The sequence below is a fragment of the Streptomyces sp. P9(2023) genome, assembly GCF_032436795.1.
In the GTDB taxonomy this organism is placed as follows: domain Bacteria; phylum Actinomycetota; class Actinomycetes; order Streptomycetales; family Streptomycetaceae; genus Streptomyces.
In genome coordinates, this window is record NZ_JAUPWM010000027.1 from 62,081 (window position 1) to 84,766 (window position 22,686).

The window sequence follows — 22,686 nt, forward strand, 5'->3', positions numbered from 1 at the left end:
CATCCCCGGCGAGGAGCATGTGCGCATCCCACCGGAGTTGGGCACAGGCGAGCGGACCCTCCTCCTTGCGGAGGAGATTGCGCCCGAACACGCCCCAGGGGCGCGCGCCGCCTTGCATTGCGCCCCGAATGCAACCACCGAGCCCTTCCGCTTCGTCTCCTGGATATGTTCTGGATGGTCGCCCTGCTCGCACTCGACGGGCGGCAGTACGTCTACCGCGTGTACGCGCCGCGGGAGGCACTGCCGGCCGATCTCTTCTGGGCCGCGTTCCACTGCCACGACGAGGGCGGCGGTCCGCGCGCCTCCGACTGGTTCGACGCGGCCCAGATGTGGTGGATCGGCGACGTCGAAGAACTGACGGTTCATCAGTATTGAATGTTCACGGCCGCCCGGCTACGTTCCGCGACACCAGAGTCGGACGGAACGCGTGAAGGGGTGGTCGTATGGCCGAAGTCAGCGCGGAGGCACGGATCGAGGCGCCGGCCGAGAAGGTCTGGGCACAGCTGACGGACTTCTCCTCGTACGGCGAGTGGAACGCCACCCACACCAACTTCCCGAACGGCGGTCCGGCCACCCTGGAGACGGGCGCGACCTTCGCCGAGAACATGAAGCTGATGGGCTTCCCCGCCGAAGTGACCTGGACGGTGGAGGAGTTGGAGACCGCCCGGGTGCTGGCCATCCGGGGCAAGGGCCCGATGGGGGTCGTCGTGGGCACGCGCTACTCGCTGGCGGCGGACGGGGACGCGACGACGGTACGGATCGACGGCGAGTTCACGGGTGCCGCGGTGTCGCTGATGGCGGGCAAGCTGAAGGACTCGGCGACGGCGGCCCTGAACGAGTCCCTGCGCAAACTGACCGGCCTGGTGGCCTGAGCGACGCACGCGAAGGGCCCTGCGGCAAGGCCGCAGGGCCCTTCTGTCATCAACACCCTCCGAAACACCCTCCGACTCAATGCTCATCGGCAAGAATCAGATACAGCTTCTTACGGGCTTCGTTGATGACCTCGACGGCCTTCTGCCGCTGCTCGGCGCTGCCGGTCTTCCAGACCTGGCCGAACGCCTCCATCAGACCGAAGCCGGCCTGCCGGATCTCGTTGACGGCATCCCAGTCGACACCGCGCCCGGCCTCCTCCCAGGGGGCCTCGGGCCCCGACTCGGCCTCGGTCCGGCCGGTGTCGGTGAGCGTGAACAGCTTCTTGCCGCCCTCGCTCTCGCTGACGATCAGGCCCTCGTCCTCGAGGAGCTGCAGGGTCGGGTAGACCGAGCCGGGACTGGGCTTCCACGCCCCGCCGCTGCGCTCGCCGATCTCCTGGATCATCTCGTAGCCGTGCATCGGCCGGTCCTTCAGCAGCGCGAGGATCGAAGCGCGCACGTCTCCGCGCCGCGCCCGGCCCCGGCCGCCTCCATGGCCGCCGCGCCCGCCGGGGAAGGGACCTCCCCGGAACGGCCCGCCGCCGAACCCAGGCCCGAACGGGCCGAAGGCGGCACGCCGCCGCTCGTCGTCACCGCGGAACCCACCCCAGCCCCCACGAGGGCCGGGCCCGCAGTCTCCATGTCCGTGTTCGTGTCCGTGTGAACGCATCGCAACGCTCCTTCCATCGGGATTACATCGCTGAACGGTCGCGATGCCTCAACGATATATCGGAATGGGTCGCTTGCCAACCCGCCCGCTCGGGAGCGCCGCCGACCCGCCCTGCGCGGAGGCCCCGCGGAGGTCTCCCGGGAAGTCGTTGGTCCGGCAGCGGCCAGGGCGGGAGCGGGTCGGGCGGTCGGGCGGCTCCGCTGACCGACGCGGAGGCGGTGAAGGCCGTCCTGCCGGACGCGGAAAGCCCGCCGAGCGGCTTGGACCGAGGTCACCGCGGCGGCGCGGAGGTCTCCTCGCCGGACGACGGGTCGATGTTCGAGGGGCGCGCCAAGTAGCAGGGGCGCTACAGCCTGGAAAGCACGGGCCGCTACACGATGGCCCGCACCGGGACAGTCCTCACCGTCGTCGCCGGCAGCGACAGCGAAAGCCGGAGGTACGACAACGGTGACCTGGAAAGCCTCACGTCTGCTGTCCGACCGAGCTCGGGCAGCCCAGAGCGGATGATGCTCGTCGCCTCCCGCGCACGGGAAAAGCGCTTGCCCGCGTAAGCACGCGCGGCAGACTGAGGCACCATGACCGCGACGACAGATCCCAAGTCCGACCTGCGCTTCTACCTCCAGTCCGCCCGCGACGCCCTGCTGTGGAAGCTCGAAGGACTCTCCGAATACGACGTCCGTCGTCCGATGACGCCGACCGGCACGAACCTTCTGGGCATGGTGAAGCACGCGGCGAGTACGGAGCTGGGGTACCTCGGCGACACCTTCGGGCGTCCGTCGGGCGAGCCGCTGCCCTGGCTCGACGAGGGTGCCGAGCCCAACGCCGACATGTGGGCCACGGCCGAGGAGTCACGGGAGCAGATCGTGGGCCTCTACCGCCGGGCCTGGGCGCACGCGGACGCGACGCTCGACGCGCTGGCCCTGGACACGGTCGGCACGGTGCCGTGGTGGCCCGAGGGACGGGACCAGGTGACGCTGCACCATGCCGTCGTACGCGTCATCGCCGACACCCACCGGCACGCCGGCCACGCCGACATCCTCCGGGAACTCCTGGACGGCACCGTGGGAATGAACCAGGGGAACACCAGCATCCCGCCGGGCGACGCGGCCTGGTGGCAGGACTACCGCAACCGCCTGGAACAGGCGGCCCTGGACGCCGACAAGAACGCCTGAGCCCGGCGGCCCCGGACGCCGACAAGAACGCCTGAGCCCGGCGCGCCCGTGCACGCCGGCACCACCGCCCCAGGCCGGCCGTGCACGGGCCACGCCCCAGACCGCGCGCGGCGCCGTCCCGGCCGCCGTCGTGAGCAAGGCCCTCACCACCGTCACCACCGCCGCCCCGGGCACCCGCCGGATCGGTCCAGTCGTCCGGGATTGGCCTTGGTCCGCGACTTTCGCGCCACGGTACGGTCCGGTCCATGCGGATCCGAATCGTCGACGCCTTCACCGACCGCCCCTTCTCCGGCAACCCGGCAGGGGTCCTCCTCCTCGACTCCTTCCCCGACGACCACTGGCTCCAGAAGGTCGCCGCCGAGGTCAACCTCTCCGAGACGGCCTTCGCCCACCCCCTCCCCCCGGGCGGCGAGGCCGGCTGGGCGCTGCGCTGGTTCACGCCGACCGCCGAGGTCGACATGTGCGGCCACGCCACCCTCGCCACCGCCCACGTCCTGCACACCACGGGCATCGCGACCGGTACCGTCCGTTTCACCGCCCGCTGCGGCATCCTCAGCGCCACCGCGGCGCCGGACGGCTCCGTCACCATGGACTTCCCGACCTCGTCGCTGACCCCGGTCGCGACCCCCGACGGCCTGGAGAAGGCCCTCGGCACCGAGATCGTCTCGGTCCACGACACCGCCGCCCACATCGGCGACCTCGTCGTCGAGCTGCCCGACGAGGCCGCCGTCCGCTCCCTGACGCCCGACCTCGCCGCCCTGGTCGACCTCTCCGAGCGCGGTGTCGTCGTCACCGCCGCCGCCGAACAGCCCGAGCGCGGCTACGACTTCGTCTCCCGCGGCTTCTTCCCCCGCCTCGGCATCGACGAGGACCCGGTCACCGGCAGCGCCCACACCGCGCTCGCCCCGTTCTGGTCCGCCCGCTTCGGCCGCGACGACCTCACCGGTTTCCAGGGCGGCGCCCGTACCGGAATCGTCCACACCCGGCTGCGCGGCGACCGCACCCTGCTGACCGGCCACGCGGTCACGGTCATCGACGGCGAACTCCACGCCTGACCCGGGTACTCGGGTACCCGGGTACGAAGAAGGGGCGTACGGCACCGGCCGAACGCCCCTTCTTCCGTCACCACACACCGTCCCCACACCCCGCCCGCCTACACCGTCGGCAGCCAGTCCACCCGCCCCGCCAGCAGCCCGTACCCGACGAAGGCCACGATGTCGAGCAGCACGTGCGCCACCACCAGCGGGCCCACCCGCCCCCAGCGCCGGTACAGGTACACGAAGACGACGCCCATCACCATGTTCCCGATGAAGCCGCCGATGCCCTGGTAGAGGTGGTACGAGCCGCGCAGCACCGAACTCGCCACCAGCGCGGCCATCGGCGTCCACCCCAACTGCCCGAGCCTGCGCAGCAGATAGCCGACGACGATGACATTCTCCAGTACGGCGTTCTGCACCGCCGACAGGATGAGCACCGGGTACTTCCACCACACGTCCGGCAGCGACTCGGGCACCACGGTCAGATTGAACCCGGCGCCCCGCGCCGCGAGGTAGAACGCGAGCCCCGCGCTCCCGATCCCGGCCGCGACCAGCGCACCCTTCCCGAGGTCGGGCCAGGGCCGCGTCCGGTCGAAGCCGATCGCCCGCATCCCGGCGCCCTCGCGCAGCAGCAGATGCGCCACGAGCACGACCGGCACGAGCGCCGTGGCGATGCCGAAGAGCTGCCAGGCCAGATCGAGCCACGGCCGCCCGGGCGCGTACGAGCTGTTGAGCGTCGCCGCCTGCTCCTTCAGCCCGCCGGGCTTGGTCAGCGAACCGGTGAAGCTGATCAGGGACGACAAGGCGCTCGCGCCGAGCGAAAGCGCCAGGACGATCAGGGTCTCGGACCGCAGGATCCCGCGCGGCAGGCCGCCGGGCGGCAGGGCATCAGGCACCACTCGTTGATCCGACACCACACTTGTCTCCACTTCCCCATAGCTGTCCGGGTACGGAGATCATGCGTGAAGGCCCCAGCCACGCGCCATTCCGGGGGGGGCGGAACCACCTACCCGATCCCCACCGGCCACCGATGCACCGGCTCCCCGCCCCGCATCAGCTCGGCGTACCGCCGCGTCGTCGCCGCAAGCGCCGCGTCCCGGTCGAGCCCGGACTCCAGCGCCCGATGGAAGGTGTCGGCCTGCCAGGACGCGCCGTTGACCCGCGCTCGGCAGCGTTCCTCGATCACCCCGAGGTAGAAGTCGCGGTCGGCCGGCTCGACGTGCCAGGCGTCGAGCCCGGCAGCGGCCAGCGGCAGCAGTTCGTCGAGGACGAGACGTACCGCCGGTACGGAGGCCACCGCCCCGGAGCGGCCGGGGCGCGGCCAGCGCAGCTCCGCGTCGATGCCGTGCCGGCACGCGGTGTCGAAGTTCGCGGCGGCGTCCTCGAAGGGGAGCCGCTTCCAGATCGGCCGGGTCTCCTCGGCCAGCGCCCGCACAAGCCCGTAGTAGAAGGCCGCGTTCGCGACGACGTCGGTGACGGTCGGCCCGGCCGGCAGCACCCGGTTCTCCACACGCAGGTGCGGGACCCCGTCGACCCACCCGTAGACCGGCCGGTTCCAGCGGTACACCGTGCCGTTGTGCAGGACGAGCTCCTGCAGCCGGGGCACCCCGCCCTGGTCCAGGACGAGGAGCGGGTCCTCCTCGTCGCAGATCGGCAGCAGGGCGGGGAAGTAGCGGAGATTCTCCTCGAACAGGTCGTACGCGGAGTCCACCCACCGCTCCCCGAACCAGGTCCGCGGCCGCACCCCCTGGGCCTGGAGCTCGGGCGGCCGGGTGTCCGTGGCCTGGGTGAAGAGCGGCGGCCTGGACTCGCGCCACAGCTCACGGCCGAAGAGGAACGGCGAGTTGGCGCCGACGGCGATCTGGACCGCGGCCACGGCCTGCGCCGCGTTCCACACGGCGGGGAACCGCGCGGGCGTGACCTGGAGATGCAGCTGCACGGACGTACAGGCCGCCTCCGGCACGATCGACGTGGCCGTGCAGGTGAGCCCCTCGACGCCATGGATGTCGAGGGTGAAATCCTCTCCCCGAGCGGCGACGATCTGGTCGTTGAGCAGCGTGTACCGGTCGACGTCCGAGAGGTTCTCGGAGACGAGATCGTCCTGTGCGAGCGTCGGCAGAATTCCGATCATGACGACGCCCGCGTCGAGTTCGCGGGCCTTGCGGTCGGCATATCCAAGACCGGCCCTCAGTTCCTCCGCGAGCCGGTCGAAAACGCGCCCGCCGAGTCGGTGCGGGGCGATGTTCACTTCGAGATTGAACATTCCCAGTTCCGTCTGGAAATCCGGGCTCGCGATCCGCTCCAGGACCGCTCCATTCACCATCCTCGGCATGCCGTCGGCACCCACGAGATTGAGTTCGATCTCCAGGCCCATCAGATTCCGCGGCCGGTCGAACCGCTTCTCCGCCAGGAGCCTCGCGAGCCCCGCCAGACACTGCTGGAGCTTCCTGCGGTATCTCTGCCGATCGGACAGGTCGAACCCGTCTGCCACGACCTTCTCCCCCATGGAAGCTTCCCTTCCGATCGGGCGGCCACGGCGACGGCCGCGCGTGTCACGGACGATGATGCCCACACGATTGATCCATAACGCCTGCGGGCCGCCCTCGTTGAACGATAAGCTGGGTCGGGCAATCGTCCGGCACGTCCCAAGGGCATCCGGCAAAGGACATATTCCGCGGACCTATTCACGGAAACCGTGGGGTCGATATCCGGCCGTCCGCTCCGGTGAAGTCGTCGCAGGCGGACGACCGGCGCCCGTCGCAAATACGATGAATCACCTCTGCAGCAAGGCCGGATGACACCTTGCGCGCAATATCGGCGAGCGCTAGCGGAAACACCGTGTGAACACGTCTCGTATAAACTCCGCGAACGAGGCAGAGTGTTGGCACCCGGCCATGGCTTCATGGCCCCTTCGGCCCGGCAGCCCACAGCGCCGTCGTACCTGCCCACGCGTCACCGTGTCTCCTGAGTGAGAGGCGACCCATCATGCTCCGACCCTCCCCGGCCCCCGCGCCGGCCCTGCGCAGTGTCCTCGCGGCCCTCGGTTCCCCCACCGCCGTCAGCGAGGCGCGAACTCCCGCTCTGCGGACGGCCCAGGGACCACTGAGCCCCGAGCTGCCCCTGCCCGTCCACGTCCTCGACGTACGGGACCGGATCGTCCCGCCGGGGCAGGCACCGCGCACGCGGCTGGCCGGCTGGCGCTTCCTGATCCGGGGCACCGACCGGGCGGTGGCGGCCGCCGACACCATGCTCACCCCCGACGGCTGGTCCTTCTCGCACTTCTTCGAGGGTCCGTACGTCACGGCGACCGAACGCGCCCTGCTCCAGGCCGAGTCGCTGCCCACGACCTACCAGCCGAGGCTGCTGTCCGTACCGGAGCTGTACATGCTGACACTGTGGCTGCACGGCGACACGGAGTCCGACGGAGCGTCGTCCTCGCCCGACCCGACCGACCTGCTCGTCCCGCTCGCCCCGGCACCGCCCGGCATCGCCGCGAACCAGCCGCACCTGGTCGCCGACCTGCTGCCCGTCCTCACCCTGCGGCTGGCTCCCCCGCCGCTCTTCGGCACCCCGGCGCCCGCCTGAGCCAACCCCGAGGAGTACCCGTCACCGCCCCGCGGCCGGCCAGGCCGCGGGGCGCCCTGCTCCCCGAACGACCGCCTCGAACACCACTCCCCGTACGGGCTAGCCCAGCAGGGCTACCCCGAACCACCCGAAAAGACCGCCCAGTTGAGCTGAACCGCCCGCGCGGGTGATACGTCTTCATGCAGTAGGAAGAGCTGCCGTGAAATCCCTGCGGATCGCGGTCCGTAGGGGAAGACTGGACCAACCGAACCGACAACGGGGGGCGGCCCATGAGCACCGCACCGAGCCGCAGGACGACACTCACCACGACGCAGCGAAAGAACCCATCCATGTGCCAGCACCAGCCAGCCTGTCCCTCCGCCGACTCCGCCGACCGGGAGGCGGCCCGCATGACGGCGCACCACCCGGAACAGGGCTGGAGCCTGCTGTGCAACGGGGTCCTGCTCTTCGAGGACACCGGTGAACTGCTGCCCGACGGCCAGATCATCGCCCCGCACCGCCCGCTGACGACGGGCCGGGTGACGACCGCCGCCTGACACGTCACGGTGACGCGTCGGGCACGACACGTACGAGGGAACACGCAAGGGCCGGCCCGGAGAGCAACTCTCCGAACCGGCCCTGACTCATGTCCGCACTAGTTGTCGTACTCGTCCAGCGGCGGGCAGGAGCAGACGAGGTTACGGTCGCCGAACGCGCCGTCGATCCGGCGGACCGGCGGCCAGTACTTGTCCGCGGCCGAGACACCGGCCGGGAAGACCGCCTCGTCACGGCTGTACGCGTGGTTCCACTCGCCGCCAAGGGCCGCCGCCGTGTGCGGGGCGTTGGCCAGCGGGTTGTCGTCTGCGGGCCACTCGCCCGACGCGACCTTCTCGATCTCGCCGCGGATCGCGATCATCGTGTCGCAGAAGCGGTCGAGCTCGGTGAGGTCCTCGGACTCGGTCGGCTCGATCATCAGCGTGCCGACCACCGGGAACGACATCGTCGGCGCGTGGAAGCCGTAGTCGATCAGGCGCTTGGCGATGTCGTCGACGCTGACGCCGGTCGCCTTGGACAGCGGCCGCAGGTCGACGATGCACTCGTGCGCGACGAGCCCGGCGGGACCGGTGTAGAGCACCGGGTAGTGCGGCTCCAGGCGCTTGGCGATGTAGTTCGCCGCGAGCACGGCCACCTGCGTGGCGCGCTTGAGGCCCTCGCCGCCCATCAGACGCACGTACGACCACGAGATCGGCAGGATGCCGGCCGAGCCCCACGGGGCGGCCGAGATCGGGCCGACGCCCGTCTCCGGACCGGCGGTCGGCTGGAGCGGGTGGTTCGGCAGGTACGGCGCGAGGTGCGCGCGCACGCCGACCGGACCGACGCCGGGGCCGCCACCGCCGTGCGGAATGCAGAAGGTCTTGTGCAGATTCAGATGGGAAACATCGCCGCCGAACTTGCCCGGCTTGGCGAGCCCGACCAGCGCGTTGAGGTTGGCACCGTCGACGTACACCTGACCGCCGGCCTCGTGGACCTCGGCGCAGATGTCGGCGACGTGCTCCTCGAACACACCGTGCGTGGACGGGTAGGTGATCATCAGCACGGACAGCTCGTCGCGGTACTGCTCGATCTTGGCGCGCAGGTCCGCGACATCGACCTCGCCGTCGTCGGCGGTCTTGACGACCACGACCTTCATGCCGGCCATGACGGCCGAGGCGGCGTTGGTGCCGTGCGCGGAGGACGGGATGAGGCAGACGGTGCGCTGCTCGTCGCCGTTGGCGCGGTGGTAGGCGCGGACGGCCAGCAGACCGGCCAGCTCGCCCTGCGAACCGGCGTTGGGCTGGAGCGACACCTTGTCGTATCCGGTGACCTCGGCGAGGCGCTCCTCCAGCTCGGTGATGAGCGTGAGGTAGCCCTGCGCCTGCTCGACCGGGGCGAAGGGGTGCATCTGCCCGAACTCGGGCCAGGTCACCGACTCCATCTCGGTGGTCGCGTTCAGCTTCATGGTGCAGGAGCCGAGCGGGATCATGCCGCGGTCGAGCGCGTAGTCGCGGTCGGCGAGCTTGCGCAGGTAGCGCAGCATCGATGTCTCGGAGCGGTGCGCGTGGAAGACCGGGTGGGTGAGGTACGCGTCGGAGCGCAGCACCGAGGCGGGCAGCGCGTCCTCGGCGGCGGCGTCCAGGGCCTCGATGTCGGCGTCGACGCCGAAGGCGGCCCAGACGGCGGCGATCTGGGCGCGACCGGTCGTCTCGTCACACGACACGGACACATGATCGGCGTCGACGAGGTACAGGTTGACACCGGCCTCACGGGCGGCGGCGACGGCCTCGGCGGCCTTGCCGGGCACGCGGACGGTGAGGGTGTCGAAGAAGCTGCCGTGTATGACGTCGACGCCACCGGCGGAGAGACCGGCGGCAAGAACACCGGCATACCGATGGACACGCTGGGCGATCTGCTTCAGCCCGTCCGGCCCGTGGTAGACGGCGTACATCCCGGCCATGACGGCGAGCAGGACCTGCGCGGTGCAGATGTTGCTGGTGGCCTTCTCGCGGCGGATGTGCTGCTCGCGGGTCTGCAGGGCCAGGCGGTACGCCCTGTTGCCGTCGGCGTCGACGGAGACGCCGACGAGGCGGCCGGGCAGCGAGCGGGCGTGCTTGTCCTGGACGGCCATGTAGCCGGCGTGCGGCCCGCCGAAGCCCATGGGCACACCGAACCGCTGCGTGGTACCCACGGCGATGTCGGCGCCGAGGGAGCCGGGCGAGGCGAGCAGGGTGAGGGCGAGCAGATCGGCGGCGACGGTGACGATCGCGCCGAGCTCGTGGGCGGCGTCGATGAGCGGCTTGATGTCCCGGACGGCACCGGAGGCACCCGGGTACTGCAGGAGCACGCCGAATACACCGCGCTCGGCGATCTCGGCCGGAATGCCGTCGCTGAGGTCGGCGACGACGACCTCGACGCCGGTGGGCTCGGCGCGGGTCTCGATGACGGCGATGGTCTGCGGCAGGGCGTCGGCGTCGATGAGGAAGACGCCGTTCTTGACCTTGCCGACCCGGCGGGCGAGCGCCATGGCCTCGGCGGCGGCGGTGCCCTCGTCGAGGAGGGAGGCGCCGGAGGTGGGCAGCCCGGTGAGGTCGGCGACCATGGTCTGGAAGTTCAGCAGCGCCTCAAGGCGCCCCTGCGAGATTTCGGGCTGGTACGGCGTGTAGGCGGTGTACCAGGCCGGGTTCTCCATGACGTTCCGCAGAATCACAGGAGGCGTGAACGTCCCGTAATACCCGAGCCCGATCATCGGGGCGAGGACCTGGTTGCGGTCGGCGAGCTCACGCAGCTCGGCGAGAACCTCGGCCTCGGTACGGGCGGAGGGCAGGCCGAGAGCCTCGGCGTTCTTGATCACGTCCGGCACGGCGGCGGCCGTGAGCTCGTCGAGGGAGCCGTAGCCGACCTGCGCGAGCATCTTGGCCCGGGCTTCGGCGTCGGGCCCGATGTGCCGCTGCTCGAACGGGATGCCCTGTTCGAGTTCGGAGAGCGAAATGCGGTGGGCGGTCATGTACGGAGGCCTCCTGGTCGTCACGACCTGCGAGGGGCACCACGGCGCGGGTGCCCGGACGGCCTCCCCCTCTGTCATCTCAACCTGAGAGCTTCACCGGCACGCCAAAAGGGCTCGCCGGCTTTCACCGTCGGTGAGAGCGGACGCCGTCGGACCTCCGCTCTGCTTTCCAGAGTGACCTCGTCCATGCGGTACCGGGTGCCTGAGAGATTCCGGGGAGGATTTGCTCCTTCGGCGCCTCCGAAAGGTTTCTTCGGAGGACTCTCCCGCACGGGGTCGACAGCCACAGCCAGCCTACCAGCGCCGTTCCGGGTTCCATCGCTCAAGTGGCCGACGTCCCAGATGTGCACTTTCGTAGTTCTTGTAGAGCAGTTGCGACCAGTTGGAGGGACCGTGCAGACCGACATCGATCCGCGCAGCCTGATCGGCCGCAAGGCGTTCGACCGCAACGGACACAAGATCGGCACCGTGGACGAGGTGTACCTGGACGACGCGACGGGCGTCCCCGAGTGGGCGGCGGTCCGCACGGGCCTCTTCGGCCGCGACGCGTTCGTCCCGCTGGAGCCGAGCGAACTGGTCGAGGACGGCCTCCACATCCCGTACGAACGCGCCCTGATCAAGGACGCCCCGGACTTCGGCGTGGGCCGCCACCTCTCCCCGGAACAGGAACTCCAGCTCTACCGCCACTACAGCCTGGCCCTCCCCCCGGTACCCCCACCGGACCACGACTTCGGCCGTCTGGCAGGCCAGGAGGACACGTAGCGGGCCTGGTGGCGGACGTCCGGCGTATCGCCGCCAGGGACGGCCAGGCCGACCGCGGAGGACTTGGACGAGCACGGCCGAACGCGCGGGGTGCCGCGAAGCCGCGTAGCGGCCCGGCAGCCGCACCCCTGCCCTCTCACCGGTACGGGCGGTGCGGCCGGGACCAGCCCGGCTGAAAACCGGCGCACCGCCACGAGTCGACAGCCACCGACGGCACTCGGCCACCCACAGGAGGACCGACACCCCTGCCCTCTCACCGGAACGGGCAGTGCAGCCGGGACCAGCCCGGCTGAAAACCGGCGCACCGCCACGAGTCGACAGCCACCGACGGCACTCGGCCACCCACGGGAGGATCCGGCACCTCTGCCCTCTCACCGGTACGGGCAGTGCGGGCCGGGAACGACCAGCCCGGCCGGGCGCACCCACCGGCCGACCGCCGACAACGCTTCCCCACCACCCCGCGGCGCGAAGCTGCCGCACCCGCCGACGGCGCCCAACCACCCACAGGAACACCCGCACCTCTGCCCACCCACCCGCACGGGCGGTGCGGGCGGGAACAACCAGCCCGGCCAACGGCCGGGCGCCACTACGCGACCGCCGACGACGACCCCCCGCTCCCCACCAGCGGCAGCGCCTCCCCCGGTTCCAGCTCCGGATCGTCGACGAGGAACGTCCGTACCCGCCCCGGCGCCGACCCCGGCTCCTCGAAGCGCACGGTGACCCGCCCCACCCCGCTCCCCTGCACCCACCCGGCCCCGTACACCGCATGCCGTACGTCGTGCCCCGGCGCCCATCTCCGCTCCGCGGCCGGCCGCTCTTCCGCCTCGGGAACGACCTCGGCCGAGCCCGCCCCCTCAGCCGAGCCCCCCGATCCCCCCTGGCCCCCACCCTCGGCCTCCGCCGACGCCTCCGCCTCCGCCGACGCCGACGCCTCCGCCGCCTGCGCGAACAGATCCTCCTGCGTGTAGTCGGCGAGCCCGCTCACCCCCACCCCCAGCAACCGCACCCCACCCGTCGTGTCCACCCCCTCCAGCAGCCGCCCCGCCGCCTCCCGCACCACCAGCGGATCGTCCGTCGGCCCCCGCAACGTCTCCGACCGCGTCAGCGTCGAGAAGTCGAAGCGCCGCACCTTCAGCACGATCGTCCGCCCCGAGTGCCCCGACGCCCTCAACCGCCCCACGCACCGCTCGGCCAGCCGCTCCACCTCGATCCGGATCCGCACCCGGTCGTGCAGGTCCACGTCGAAGGTGTCCTCCACCGACACCGACTTCGCGTCCCGCTCGGCCACCACGGGCCGATCGTCGTACCCCTGGGCCATCCGGTACAGGGAGGCCCCGTGCGCCCGCCCCAGCAGCCGTACAAGCTCGTCCTCGCCCGCTTCCGCGAGGTCCGACACGGTCGTCATCCCGGCCCGCCGCAGATGCTCCCCGGTGGCCGGCCCGACCCCCGGCAGGATCCGCACCGACTTCGGCCCGAGCAGCGCCCGCTCCGTCCCGGGCTCTATGAGCACGAGCCCGTCCGGCTTCGCCTCCTCGGACGCGATCTTCGCGAGCATCTTCGACCCGGCAAGCCCCACCGACCCCGTCAGCCCCGTCGCGGCGAGAATGTCCCTGCGCAGCCGCTCACCGGCCTCCCGCGCACTCCCGCTGTCGTCCGCCACACCCCCCGCCTCCAGGTCCACGAAGGCCTCGTCCAGGCTCAGCGGCTCCACCAGCGGCGAGAGCCGCCCCAGCAGCTCCATGACCTGCTCGCTGATCGACCGATAGAACCCGAAGCGCGGCACGAGATAAGCGGCATTGGGCGCGAGCCGCCGCGCCTGCGCCATCGGCATGGCGGAGTGCACGCCGAACACCCGCGCCTCGTACGAAGCGGTGGCCACGACACCCCGCGGCCCCAGCCCACCCACGACCACCGGTTTTCCGCGCAGACTGGGCTTCGCCGCCTGCTCGGCGGCAGCGAAGAAGGCATCCATGTCGAGATGCAGAATCGTCGGCGCGGCTCTCACATCACCGATGCTGCCCTACGCCACTGACAACCGACCCGCACTGACATACGGACGCACGCGGCGGCCGACATCACGCGGCCGACATGCCGACATCACCCCAGCCGACATCACCCCAGCTGACATCACCCAGCTGACATCGCCGCGGCCGACATCACCGCGGCTGGCATAGGACGCGGGCGCTCAGACCGCCCGGTCACGCCTCCGCCGCGCGAGCTCGTCGCCCGGGTTGTGCCCGACCAGGGTCTCGCCGGTGTCGATCCGCTCCCCGTGCAACTGCGACAACGCCGCCTCCACGTCCCGCCAGACCACGCCCACGGCGATCCCGAAGACACCCTGACCGCCCTGGAGCAGATCCACGACCTCGTCCGGCGAGGAGCACTCGTACACCGTCGCCCCGTCGCTCATCAGTGTCATCCGCTCCAGATCGCGGAAGCCACGGGCCCGCAGGTGCTGGACGGCGGCCCGGATGTTCTGGAGCGCGACCCCGGTGTCCAGGAAACGCTTGACGATCTTGAGAACGACGACGTCGCGGAAGCTGTAGAGCCGTTGAGTCCCGGACCCGTACGCGGGCCGCACACTCGGCTCGACGAGCCCGGTGCGCGCCCAGTAGTCCAGTTGGCGGTACGTGATCCCCGCCGCCGCGCACGCGGTCGGACCGCGGTACCCCACCGTGTCCGTACCGACCGACGCGTCCGCCCCGAAGTCGCCGACACTGCCGTGAAGCGGATACGGCCCGCTCCCCTCGGGCGCACGCCCGAGGGAGCCCCCTGCCGTACCGTCGCCGCTGCTCATCACGCCGACCCTCCGTCCTTGACCTGCCCACACGAAGGTAGGCAGTCACTCGGGGTGCGTCAACGATCGCCACACTCGGCACGCCGAGTGATAATCACCCTGAGAGTGGTTTCCCGTATCCCTCTCCGGGGAAAGGCTAGCCGAATGCGCTGAGGCCACCCCGCGCACGACGGCCGAAAGCCGACGCCCAGCGCCCACTCACCGGCATCCGCCGTCACCGGCCACCGACCCGGCCCCTCCTGAACCGCACCGGCTCCAGCACCTACTGGCTGCTGGACCCGAAGTCCTCCGGAGAAATCTGGTCGAGGAACTCGCGGAACTTCTCCACCTCGTCCTCCTGCTCGTCCGGAATAGCGATACCGGCGTCGTCCAGCACGCCGTCACTGCCGAAGATCGGCGTCCCGGTGCGCAGGGCCAGCGCTATCGCGTCGGACGGCCTGGCGCTCACCTCGACGCCGCTGGCGAAGACCAGCTCCGCGTAGAAGACACCGTCACGGAGATCGGTGATGCGGACCTCGGTGAGCTCCTGGCCCACCGCTTCAAGGACGTCCTTGAAAAGGTCGTGCGTCAGCGGCCTGGCAGGGGCCATGCCCTGCTGGGCGAAGGCGATCGCGGTCGCCTCCCCCGGTCCGATCCAGATGGGGAGGTACCGATCGCCTCCCACTTCACGCAGGAGCACGATCGGTTGGTTGGAGGGCATTTCCACCCGGACACCCACAACGTCGAGCTCGTTCACACAGCAACCCTAGGACGTGCCCGACCGGTTTGGGTAGTCGGGCCCCTACAAGATCACTGCAGCCGGAGCCCCAGCGCGGTCTGGACCAGTGCCGCATGCAGCCGTACGGAGAGCCCGGCGAGCTCCTTCGCGGTGGCCTCCGCATGGGCTCTGGTCTGCGGGTTACGGTGCCGGCGCAGCGGCGCCACCATCTGCTCGACCAGCCCCGCCTCCCGGTCGGCGGCCGCTTTGACCGCCCGGAGATGCCGCGGTTCCAGACCGAATCTCCCCAGATCCGCGACAAGTCTGGCGACCGTGATCGCCTCGGCGTCGTAGCCGCCCTCGGGCCCCGGAGCGATGAGCCCGTACGACTCCCACTCCACGAGCTCCTCCTCCGTCACCTCGGCGGCGGCGAGCAGCTCGGCCCGCCCCACGCGCGCCGCGGTCGGACGGTCACCGTCCGCTTCCCACGCCCACGCGCCGGCCGCGCCGTCCAGCAGGTCCCGCTGGGGACTGGGGGCCGGAAGCTTCACCTGCTCGCCCCGCGCGAGGGCGTCCAGGTGCTCCCGGATGACTTTCAGCGGAAGGTAGTGGTCACGCTGCATCCGCAGGATCTGAGCGAGCCGCTCCACGTCCTGCGGGCTGAACTTCCGGTACCCGGAGGCGGTCCGCCGGGGCTCGACGAGCCCCTCGGCCTCCAGGAACCGAATCTTCGAGATGGTCACTTCGGGAAACTCGTCACGCAGCTGGTTCAGCACCGTCCCGATGCTGACCAGCCGGTCGCCCGCGGCGGCGGTGCCGTGACCGGCACCGCCCGTCGGTGTTCGCAGCATGGACCTTCCCTGAAGACTGCCCCGAGGCGTCACACGCCTCGCTGGCTCGAGTAGAAGACCAGCCGGTACTTGCCGATCTGCACCTCGTCACCCGCGGACAGCACGACCGAGTCGATCGGCTCACGGTTGACGTACGTGCCGTTGAGGCTGCCGACATCGGCGACGGTGAAGCTGCCGTCCTGCGCCCGGCGGAACTCCACGTGGCGCCGCGACACGGTGACGTCGTCGAGGAAGATGTCGCTCTGCGGGTGACGGCCGGCCGTGGTCAGCTCGCTGTCCAGCAGGAAGCGGCTGCCCGAGTTCGGCCCACGGCGCACCACGAGGAGTGCCGATCCGGCCGGCAGCGCCTCGACGGCCGCCTGCGCCTCGGGCGAGAGGGACGGCAGCTGGGTCTGACCGGTGACCTCGGCGTCGTACGCCTCAAGGCCGGAGATCGAGATCGTCGACGTCGTCTCGGACGGGCGCTCCACGCTCGCCCCGCCCCGCAGCGGCGTGCCGCAGTGGGAGCAGAATCGGCTGTCCGCGGCATTGCGGTGACCGCACCTCGTACACACCGGCATGGACGCGTCCTCCTGCCTCGGCTGACCCGCGGAGGTCTGGGTCGCGTACGGATCGGGGGTGAACCCTCCACCCGTACCTGAGGTTGATGGCTCTCCGAAACCTATGCGCCCGGCACCGGCAGGGTCAACAGACGACGCGCCCTGGCCGTCGAGCTCGTCACGGAAGAGCGGGCGTTCGCCACCCTGCTCCTCGCTCTGGGCGTGGCGCGGCGCGCGGTGCTTGGCGTTGCCGCCGTCCTCGCGTGCGCTCTTGCCGAACAACTTCGCAAAAAAACTCACGGGCGATTCCCCTTGACCGAAACAGACCCGCCCGTGGGGCAGGACGAACCCTGAATGAACACACCTGCCGACCCGGACATCCTCACAACGTCCGTATCCACCCGACAGTTTCCACCACGCACCACACTTGTGGTGCGGCGACCCCCCGCAACGCCTTCCGCTTGTCGCGCGGCTGCCATACGCCCCCGCCTCACCGGGAGGACGACTGAGCGTAGTCAGGCCGCTTCGCAGGTCGCAAGGCATCCACGACGATCTTCTGGGACCGGGCCACGGTCGCGGTGGCCTGCTCCTTCTCCAGCGTCTGCACGACTCCACCGGGGATGTTGAGCGCGGGCTCGAGATCCTCGGGCTTGCCGATGACCTTGAAGACGTACGGAGCGGTCACCTTCGTTCCATCGATCTCTATCTCACCGCCACTTCCTGTGAAGTAGCTGTCAGCGACGACCCGTACGTCGTTGATCTGGATCGCCTCGGCGCCGGCGGCGCGCAGCTCCTGGATCGCGTCGAGCAGCATGTCCGACTCGACCGCGGCCGCGGCCCCGCGGACGGTCAGCGTGATCCCGGGCCCCTCCGCAGCGACGGTTCCGGCCAGGATGCCGAGCTGGCGCTCCTTCTCCTGGGTCTGCTTCCGCGCCTCCTCGGCCTGGTCCGAGCTGGACTCGAGTTCCGATCGCTGGGTCTCCAGGCGCGACTTCTCGTCCTCCAGTCGCTGCGTGCGGTCGTCGAGCTCGTCGAGGATGCGGACCAGGTCCTCCTGGCGTGCCCCGCGCAGCGCGCTGTTGTCGCTGGTGGACCGGACCTGGATGGCGAGCCCGAGACCGAGCACGAACAGCAGCAGGGCGACGATGAGTTGGGCCCTGCTCACCCGCGGCGGCCACAGCCCGGCGGCCAGCCGCTGCCGCCCGGTCAGCTGCTTCTCGGGCGCGGCGGGGGGCGTCACGGAGGCCACCCGGTCGTCGCTGGAGCCGTTCGAGCCGTTCGCGTTGTCCGCGTTGTCCGCGTTCTCCGGGGTTCCCGGCGTCAGGTCGTCGCTCATCGGTGTCACGCCCGGAAGACGTGCCGCCGGATGGCGGCCGCGTTGGAGAAGATCCGGATGCCGAGCACGACGACCACACCCGTCGACAGCTGCGCGCCGACGCCGAGCTTGTCGCCGAGGAAGACGATCAGGGCCGCCACCACCACGTTCGACAGGAAGGAGACCACGAAGACCTTGTCGACGAAGATCCCGTCGAGCATGGCCCGCAGGCCGCCGAAGACCGCGTCGAGGGCGGCGACCACGGCGATCGGAAGATAGGGCTCGACCACCGCCGGAACCTCGGGACGGACCAACAGTCCGACCACGACTCCCACGATCAGGCCCAGTACGGCGATCAAGATGTGCCCTTCCCTGTGTCGGCCGTGGTCTGCCCGGTGGCGTCGGCCGCCCCGGCTCCCCTCGGCACTGCTGTACGTACGATCAGGCTCGGCGCGGCCGGCAGCCGCACCTCGGCCTCGGCCGAGATGCTGGTGCGGATCCCGAAGTTCTCCTGCAGCGCGTACAGATACTGTCCGTCGGCGCTGTCCTGGAAGGCAGTGCTCAACCGCTTCCCGTCCCCCACCGCGAGCACCGTGTACGGCGGCACGAGCGGCTTGTTGTCGACCAGTATGGCGTCGCCCGCCGCCCGGATCGCGGACAGCGACGTCAACCGCTGCCCGTTGATCGAGACCGCCTCGGCACCCGACTCCCACAGCCCGTTGACGACCCGCTGCATGTCACGGTCGCGGACCCGCCCGGTGTCCGAGAACCCGCTGCTCTCGCGAGGCCCCCCACCGCCGTTCTCGGTGCCCTTCGCGTCGTCCACCACGAGCTTCACCCCAGGACCGCGCACCGGCGTCGCGCCGGAGAGCAGCGCCACCAGCTCGGCCTGGTCACCGCCGTGCTGTTCGAGCGCCTTGCGCTGCCGCTCGCCGACCTCGGCGCGGATCTTCTCGATGTCCTCCTCCAGCCTGTCGGCCGTGGAGGTCTCCGTCTCGATCCGGTCGATGAGCTCCTGCCGCTCCTTGGCGACGACCGGCGCGGAGATCCGCGCCTCGGCCGCGCCCACGGTCACCAAGGCGGCCGCCAGGACAAGGCCCGCCGCGAGGCCGAGCTTGGCCCGGAGCGTACGGGGAAGTCCGCCGCCCTCGGCGGCGCGCCGGGCCGAAGCCTCGGCGTAGCCGTCGTCGAGCGCGTGGTCCATGACGTTGTTCAGCAGCGACATGGACGCGTCCGGACGCGGGGGCGGTGTTCCGGTGCTCCGAACGGGGTGCTGCGGCGACATGCCGCACATCGTCGCACGTCGGGGGTGCTACCGCCGAATGGCCCCACCGGTGCGCCGGGCGGCGTCCGACGGACACCACCCGGCTCACCCGTCCCATGGGTTCAGTGACCTGCGCTGTCGACCACGTTCGCCCACTCGTCGAGCAGTGCCTGGGCGGAGGTGTCGTCGGGCCCCTCGGCCCACAGGTGGGTGACGGCCTCGGCCGGGTCGGGCAGCACCATCACCCACCGCCCGTCCGCCTCCACGACCCGGACGCCGTCGGTGGTGTCCACGGACCGCTCGCCGGCCGCCTCCACCACCCGCCGCATCACGAGCCCCTTCACGGCCCACGGCGTCGCGACGTCCCTCTTCAGGACGTGCGCCCGCGGGATACGGGCGTCGATCTGGCTCAATGTGAGCTGGGTCCGCGCCACCAGACCGATGAGCCGTACGAACGCGGCAGCGCCGTCGAAAACCGAGCTGAACTCCGGAATGATGAACCCGCCACGACCGTCACCGCCGAAGATCGTGGAATCCTCCCGGCCGACCCTGGTCAGATCGTCCGGCGAGGTCGTCGTCCACTCCACCTGCGTGCCGTGGTACGCGGCGACCTGCTCGGCGATCCGCGTGGTCGTGACGGGCAGCGCCACCCGGCCCGAACGCCGCTCGGCCGCCACCAGGTCGAGCATGACGAGCAGCGAGCGGTCGTCCTCGATGATCCGGCCCCGCTCGTCGACCAGCGACAGCCGCTCGCCCACCGGGTCGAACCGCACCCCGAACGCGGCCCGCGCCGAGGCGACGATCTCCCCGAGCCGCACGAGCCCGGCCCGCCGCGTCTCCACCGACTCGGTCGGCCGCGACTCGTCGAGCCCCGGGTTGATGACCAACGAGTCCACCTGCAGCCGGCCGAGAAGGCTCGGCAGAACGAGCCCCGCACTGCCGTTGGACGCGTCCACGACAACCTTCAGCCCGGCCTCGGCAATCCCCGAGGTGTCGACGTTCCGCAGCAGCGAGCCGGTGTACGAGTCGAACACGCTCGCCGGGAAGGACAGGTCGCCGATCTCGCCAGGGAACGCCCGCCGGTACTCCTGACGTGCGAAGACCCGGTCCAGCTTGCGCTGCCCGGCCTGCGAGAGGTCCGCTCCCCGCTCGTCGAAGAACATGATGTCCACGGAGTCCGGCACACCCGGCGAGGTACGCAGCATGATCCCGCCCGCGCTTCCCCGGGCGGTCTGCTGACGCGCGACCGGCAGCGGTACGTTCTCCAGGTCCCGTACGTCGATGGCACTGGCCTGCAGCGCCGAGATCACGGCCCGCTTCAGCGCACGGGCACCCCGGGAGTGGTCACGCGCGGTGGTGACCGTCGCCCCCTTCTTCAGCGTCGTGGCGTACGCGCCCGCCAGCCGCACGGCCAGCTCGGGCGTGATCTCCACATTGAGAATCCCGGAGACCCCCCGCGCCCCGAAGAGGTGCGCCTGCCCGCGCGACTCCCAGATGACGGAGGTGTTGACGAAGGCGCCCGCCTCGATCGTCTTGAAGGGGTAGACCCGAACGTTCCCCTGAACGATCGATTCCTCACCGATCAGGCACTCGTCCCCGATGACGGCCCCGTCCTCGATCCGGGCCGCCCGCATGACGTCGGTGTTCTTGCCGATGACACAGCCACGGAGATTGCTCTGCTGGCCGATGTAGACGTTGTCGTGGATGACGGCCTTGTGGAGGAACGCACCGCTCTTGACGACGACGTTCGACCCGATGACGGTGTGCTCCCGCACCTCCGCCCCGGCCTCGACCTTGGCGTAGTCCCCGATGTACAGCGGCCCGCGCAGCACCGCGTCGGGGTGGACCTCGGCGCCTTCCGCAACCCACACGCCGGGCGAGATTTCGAACCCGTCGAGCTCGACCTGGACCTTTCCTTCGAGCACGTCCGCCTGCGCCTTGACGTAGCTCTCATGGGTGCCGACGTCCTCCCAGTAGCCCTCGGCCACATAGCCGTAGATCGGCTTGCCTTCCTTCATGAGCTGAGGAAAGACATCACCCGACCAGTCCACCGAAACATCTGCCTGGACATAGTCGAAGACCTCGGGCTCCATCACATAGATGCCCGTGTTCACGGTGTCCGAGAAGACCTGTCCCCAGGTCGGCTTCTCCAGGAACCGCTCGACCTTGCCCTCTTCGTCCACGATCGTGATGCCGAATTCCAGCGGATTCGGCACCCGGGTCAGACAGACGGTGACCAGGGCGCCTTTCTCCTTGTGGAAGGCGATGAGATCGGTGAGGTCGAAGTCGGTGAGCGCGTCCCCCGAGATGACGACGAAGGCGTCGTCCTTCAGCGCCTCCTCGGCGTTCTTCACACTCCCCGCGGTGCCGAGCGGTTTCTCCTCGTTCGCATACGTGAGCTCCATTCCGAGCTCCTCGCCGTCACCGAAGTAGTTCCGGACGAGCGAGGCGAGAAACTGCACGGTGACGACGGTCTCGGTGAGACCGTGCCGCTTGAGCAGTCGCAGGACATGCTCCATGATCGGCCGGTTCGCCACCGGCAGGAGAGGCTTGGGCATGCTCGAGGTCATGGGGCGAAGTCGGGTTCCTTCGCCACCGGCCATCACGACGGCCTTCATGTCGGAAGCGTCCTCCTTGAAGAGACGACGGTCCTGCCGACTTCACCTGTCCGCTCAGTGGGCCTCGGGGCGTCCTCGTTCATGCCGGCGACGCTGCACGGCACAGGACAGACGGGCTCAATCGGCCGCGGTATCCGCCTTCACGAGTCGACGGACCTGGACCACGTAGAGGATCCCTGCCCACCAATACAGAGTTGTACCCCATCCGGCGAAGGCCCACCCGAAAACTTCGGCGAGTGACGAAAGCCAGCCCGTTCCGTCACTGAGCAGTAGCAAGGGGAACGCGTACATCAAGTTGAAAGTCGCAGCTTTACCCAGGAAGTTCACCTGCGGCGGCGGATAGCCGTGCCGGCGGAGGATTCCCACCATGACGAGCAACATCAACTCGCGGGCGAAAAGGGCGATGGTCAGCCAGAGCGGCAGGATCTCGCGCCAGGTCAGACCGATGAGCGTGGAAACGATGTACAGCCGGTCGGCGGCCGGGTCGAGGAGCCGGCCGAGGCTGCTGATCTGGTTCCAGCGCCGGGCGAGCTTCCCGTCGAGATAGTCGCTGATACCGCTGAGCATCAGTACGAGCAGCGCCCAGCCATCGCTGTTGGGACCGCCGAACACAGGTCGGAGAATCAGCCACAGGAAGAGCGGCACACCCACAAGGCGAGCCATGCTCAGGATGTTGGGGATGGTGAGGACCCGGTCCGTCTGAACGCGAGTCTCCTGGACCTCCACCCGGGGGCCTCCTGTGGGAACGTGCCAATGATGCCCCCTGACCTTACCCTCAGCCACGAGGGCCGAGTACACAGGGGTCGACCGCCTGTTCTGGAACGCAAAAATGCCTCAACCCCCGGACATGGTCCAGGGGTTGAGGCTAAAAATTGTTCGGCGGCGTCCTACTCTCCCACAGGGTCCCCCCTGCAGTACCATCGGCGCTGAAAGGCTTAGCTTCCGGGT

Annotated in this window: 21 protein-coding genes, 1 rRNA gene and 1 riboswitch; of the genes, 7 read left to right on the forward strand and 15 right to left on the reverse strand. The window is 70.1% G+C overall.

Annotated elements, in window-relative coordinates:
* Positions 1-165: 165 nt before the first annotated feature.
* Complete coding sequence (locus Q5762_RS27120) at positions 166-375, forward strand: hypothetical protein (protein ID WP_315894861.1); 210 nt, start codon at positions 166-168, stop codon at positions 373-375.
* Between the two features lie 68 nt (positions 376-443).
* Positions 444-872 (forward strand): SRPBCC family protein, encoded by a 429-nt coding sequence (locus tag Q5762_RS27125; RefSeq protein ID WP_315894862.1) that lies wholly within the window; start codon positions 444-446, stop codon positions 870-872.
* A gap of 76 nt (positions 873-948) precedes the next feature.
* Here the strand turns inward: Q5762_RS27125 and Q5762_RS27130 are convergent, their stop codons facing one another.
* Entirely contained in the window at positions 949-1,581 is a 633-nt protein-coding gene (locus tag Q5762_RS27130; RefSeq protein WP_315894863.1) for a PadR family transcriptional regulator, read from the reverse strand.
* A 575-nt stretch (positions 1,582-2,156) separates the two neighbouring features.
* Here Q5762_RS27130 and Q5762_RS27135 point away from each other — a divergent pair.
* Both Q5762_RS27135 and Q5762_RS27140 read left to right on the forward strand, forming a co-directional pair.
* On the forward strand, positions 2,157-2,753 hold the full coding sequence (locus Q5762_RS27135; protein ID WP_315894864.1) for a DinB family protein: 597 nt from the start codon (positions 2,157-2,159) through the stop codon (positions 2,751-2,753).
* 245 nt (positions 2,754-2,998) lie between these two features.
* Positions 2,999-3,808 carry a PhzF family phenazine biosynthesis protein gene (locus Q5762_RS27140; protein ID WP_315894865.1) on the forward strand — a complete coding sequence of 270 codons (810 nt, stop codon included), beginning with the start codon at positions 2,999-3,001 and terminating at the stop codon, positions 3,806-3,808.
* Between the two features lie 98 nt (positions 3,809-3,906).
* On the opposite strand, the gene Q5762_RS27145 is transcribed toward Q5762_RS27140, so the two are convergent.
* Positions 3,907-4,704: a CPBP family intramembrane glutamic endopeptidase gene (locus tag Q5762_RS27145; protein WP_399495271.1), complete on the reverse strand. Its 798-nt coding sequence runs from the start codon at positions 4,702-4,704 to the stop codon at positions 3,907-3,909.
* 92 nt (positions 4,705-4,796) lie between these two features.
* Positions 4,797-6,296: a glutamate-cysteine ligase family protein gene (locus Q5762_RS27150; RefSeq protein WP_315894866.1), complete on the reverse strand. Its 1,500-nt coding sequence runs from the start codon at positions 6,294-6,296 to the stop codon at positions 4,797-4,799.
* A gap of 479 nt (positions 6,297-6,775) precedes the next feature.
* On the opposite strand from Q5762_RS27150, the gene Q5762_RS27155 reads away from it, so the two are divergent.
* Positions 6,776-7,375 carry a hypothetical protein gene (locus Q5762_RS27155; protein WP_315894867.1) on the forward strand — a complete coding sequence of 200 codons (600 nt, stop codon included), beginning with the start codon at positions 6,776-6,778 and terminating at the stop codon, positions 7,373-7,375.
* 329 nt (positions 7,376-7,704) lie between these two features.
* A complete protein-coding gene (locus Q5762_RS27160; RefSeq protein ID WP_315894868.1) occupies positions 7,705-7,911 on the forward strand; it encodes a DUF5999 family protein in 207 nt (68 codons plus the stop codon).
* A 98-nt stretch (positions 7,912-8,009) separates the two neighbouring features.
* Here Q5762_RS27160 and gcvP read toward each other — a convergent pair whose 3' ends face one another.
* Complete coding sequence (gene gcvP / locus Q5762_RS27165; protein ID WP_315894869.1) at positions 8,010-10,895, reverse strand: aminomethyl-transferring glycine dehydrogenase; 2,886 nt, start codon at positions 10,893-10,895, stop codon at positions 8,010-8,012.
* Positions 10,896-11,074: 179 nt separating this feature from the next.
* Positions 11,075-11,174, reverse strand: a riboswitch (glycine riboswitch).
* 114 nt (positions 11,175-11,288) lie between these two features.
* Between gcvP and Q5762_RS27170 the strand changes: the two genes are divergently transcribed.
* Entirely contained in the window at positions 11,289-11,657 is a 369-nt protein-coding gene (locus Q5762_RS27170; RefSeq protein WP_315894870.1) for a PRC-barrel domain-containing protein, read from the forward strand.
* A 586-nt stretch (positions 11,658-12,243) separates the two neighbouring features.
* Here the strand turns inward: Q5762_RS27170 and Q5762_RS27175 are convergent.
* The 11 genes from Q5762_RS27175 to rrf all read right to left on the reverse strand — a co-directional run.
* Positions 12,244-13,662 carry a DNA polymerase IV gene (locus tag Q5762_RS27175; protein ID WP_315894871.1) on the reverse strand — a complete coding sequence of 473 codons (1,419 nt, stop codon included), beginning with the start codon at positions 13,660-13,662 and terminating at the stop codon, positions 12,244-12,246.
* Positions 13,663-13,842: 180 nt separating this feature from the next.
* Positions 13,843-14,454: a MerR family transcriptional regulator gene (locus Q5762_RS27180; protein ID WP_315894872.1), complete on the reverse strand. Its 612-nt coding sequence runs from the start codon at positions 14,452-14,454 to the stop codon at positions 13,843-13,845.
* A 262-nt stretch (positions 14,455-14,716) separates the two neighbouring features.
* The gene (locus Q5762_RS27185) at positions 14,717-15,190 is read right to left on the reverse strand and encodes a bifunctional nuclease family protein (RefSeq protein ID WP_315894873.1); all 474 of its coding nucleotides are present in this window, start codon (positions 15,188-15,190) and stop codon (positions 14,717-14,719) included.
* Between the two features lie 53 nt (positions 15,191-15,243).
* On the reverse strand, positions 15,244-16,002 hold the full coding sequence (locus Q5762_RS27190) for a MerR family transcriptional regulator (protein WP_315894874.1): 759 nt from the start codon (positions 16,000-16,002) through the stop codon (positions 15,244-15,246).
* Between the two features lie 29 nt (positions 16,003-16,031).
* The gene (locus Q5762_RS27195; RefSeq protein WP_315894883.1) at positions 16,032-16,949 is read right to left on the reverse strand and encodes an FHA domain-containing protein; all 918 of its coding nucleotides are present in this window, start codon (positions 16,947-16,949) and stop codon (positions 16,032-16,034) included.
* A gap of 82 nt (positions 16,950-17,031) precedes the next feature.
* A complete protein-coding gene (locus tag Q5762_RS27200) occupies positions 17,032-17,877 on the reverse strand; it encodes a DUF881 domain-containing protein (RefSeq protein WP_315894875.1) in 846 nt (281 codons plus the stop codon).
* A gap of 5 nt (positions 17,878-17,882) precedes the next feature.
* Positions 17,883-18,215: a small basic family protein gene (locus Q5762_RS27205; RefSeq protein ID WP_015032176.1), complete on the reverse strand. Its 333-nt coding sequence runs from the start codon at positions 18,213-18,215 to the stop codon at positions 17,883-17,885.
* Entirely contained in the window at positions 18,212-19,141 is a 930-nt protein-coding gene (locus Q5762_RS27210) for a DUF881 domain-containing protein (RefSeq protein ID WP_315894876.1), read from the reverse strand. Before Q5762_RS27210 ends, Q5762_RS27205 begins: the two co-directional genes overlap by 4 nt.
* A gap of 101 nt (positions 19,142-19,242) precedes the next feature.
* Positions 19,243-21,738 (reverse strand): mannose-1-phosphate guanyltransferase, encoded by a 2,496-nt coding sequence (locus Q5762_RS27215; protein WP_315894877.1) that lies wholly within the window; start codon positions 21,736-21,738, stop codon positions 19,243-19,245.
* Positions 21,739-21,855: 117 nt separating this feature from the next.
* Positions 21,856-22,464, reverse strand: coding sequence for a CDP-alcohol phosphatidyltransferase family protein (locus Q5762_RS27220; RefSeq protein ID WP_315894878.1), 609 nt, complete (start codon positions 22,462-22,464; stop codon positions 21,856-21,858).
* A gap of 148 nt (positions 22,465-22,612) precedes the next feature.
* Positions 22,613-22,686, reverse strand: a 5S ribosomal RNA gene (gene rrf / locus Q5762_RS27225); the annotation flags it as partial.